Origin of the sequence: Bacillus sp. MMSF_3353 (assembly GCF_030733445.1) — a bacterium.
Lineage (GTDB): Bacteria > Bacillota > Bacilli > Bacillales > Bacillaceae_G > Bacillus_A > Bacillus_A wiedmannii.
The window spans coordinates 1-1,597 of record NZ_JASHJA010000090.1; the positions used below are offsets into that span (position 1 = coordinate 1).

The following is a 1,597-nucleotide window of genomic DNA, read 5'->3' on the forward strand; positions in this document are numbered from 1 at the left end:
AGTTGGGACCTTGTCCCTGTGAGAGTAGGACGTCGCCAAGCAAAAACCTAAGTCGATTCGACTTAGGTTTTTTTGTGCTTATTTTTATTTACCAAATGTCATAATCCATAAATTTAATAATCTTAAAGAAGAAAAAAGATGAAATAGAGACTGTTTAAAATGAATTTTGAACGATAATGCCATAAAAGATAATAAAGTAATACATTTAAATGTTAGGTTAAGGTAAGAATTACCTTTTTGTATTAATTGAGTCATGGAATGACTAAAATATTTTACTTTTTATATGAAACCGTTATGTGGAAAATAGCTATTCAGTTGTTTTTCACATAACGGTTTTTCATTTTTAAAGGATTTTACATAAGAAAAAATCTATAATTAAGATAGTTAACATATATTTTTTGATGGGTGTGGGGGATTATGAAAGAAATATGCATGTTATTAGTGGCTGTTATATTATGGGGGACAGCCATTGCGCCAACAAAGTGGGCATTAGAATCTATTCAGCCATTTACTTTGTTATTTATTCGCCTTTTCTTAGCTGGTGGAATCTGTTTACTATTCTCATTTAAACAATTAAAAAGATCAGTTGTACATAAACAGGTCCCGTGGAAAAGAATGAGTTTACTATCTTTTACTGGCGTAGCTGGGTACTTTATGTTCACATCCTACGGTATTTCTTTAACGAGTGGATTGCATGTTAGTATTATTGATGCTGCTTTACCTTTAGTTACAATTCTTTTTTCGGCGTTCTTTTTGAAAGAAAAAATTCGGCTTAATTATTGGATCGGTATTGTATTGGGGGTTATCGGAGTACTTCTTATTACAATTCCATCTAGTAATGTCGATCAAGAAGTATCTTTAATAGGAGATATCCTTATTTTATTAAGTACGTTCTTATTTGCTTTCTATACAGTATTGCTGAAACGACCAAAACAAGAACAGTATCTATCAAACAAGGTTTTTACAACATTAACTTTAATTATTGGAGCTGTTATTCTATTACCATTTGCAATGGCAGAAACTTTTTATTATGGTTTTCCAAAAATCGAAACATGGAAGACAGGGTTTAGTGTAATATATCTTGTTATTGGGGCAACAATTTTAGCGTATTGGTTTTGGAATAGAGCATTAGAGACAGTCTCGGCATCAGTAAGTGGATTATATTTAAATGCGTTACCGTTAATAAGTATAGTTGCTTCAATTGTTCTATTAAATGAATCTTTAACGCGGAGAATAGTAATAGGTGGCAGCTTAGTTTTATTTGGAGTGATATGGGCGGATAAACGTAAACTAATTGATTTATTTATATCAGACGATCAAAATATTAAAGGGAATGAAGAATGTTAAAGTTTATAAGAGCATGTATATAATGTTTAATGGAAAGGACGCTTTGTATGTAATAGGATGTCCTTTTCATTATTTTCATTGAATGAGAGGGATTAAATAACTGAAACTAATATAGAAAATAACTTTGGAATTATTTTTATTATTAATTGAATAAAAGGTGTTGACGATTAGGCTATAGAGGTGTAATATAGAACAAGTCGCCGATGCAATAACGCAGAACGCGGCAAACAAAATGAAAAACTTAGTTGAC

1 protein-coding gene is annotated in these 1,597 nt (G+C 31.0%); it reads left to right on the forward strand.

From position 1 onward, the window contains the following. The first annotated feature begins 417 nt into the window (after positions 1 to 417). A complete protein-coding gene (locus tag RBB48_RS31585; protein ID WP_142310948.1) occupies positions 418 to 1,347 on the forward strand; it encodes a DMT family transporter in 930 nt (309 codons plus the stop codon). Positions 1,348 to 1,597 lie beyond the last annotated feature (250 nt).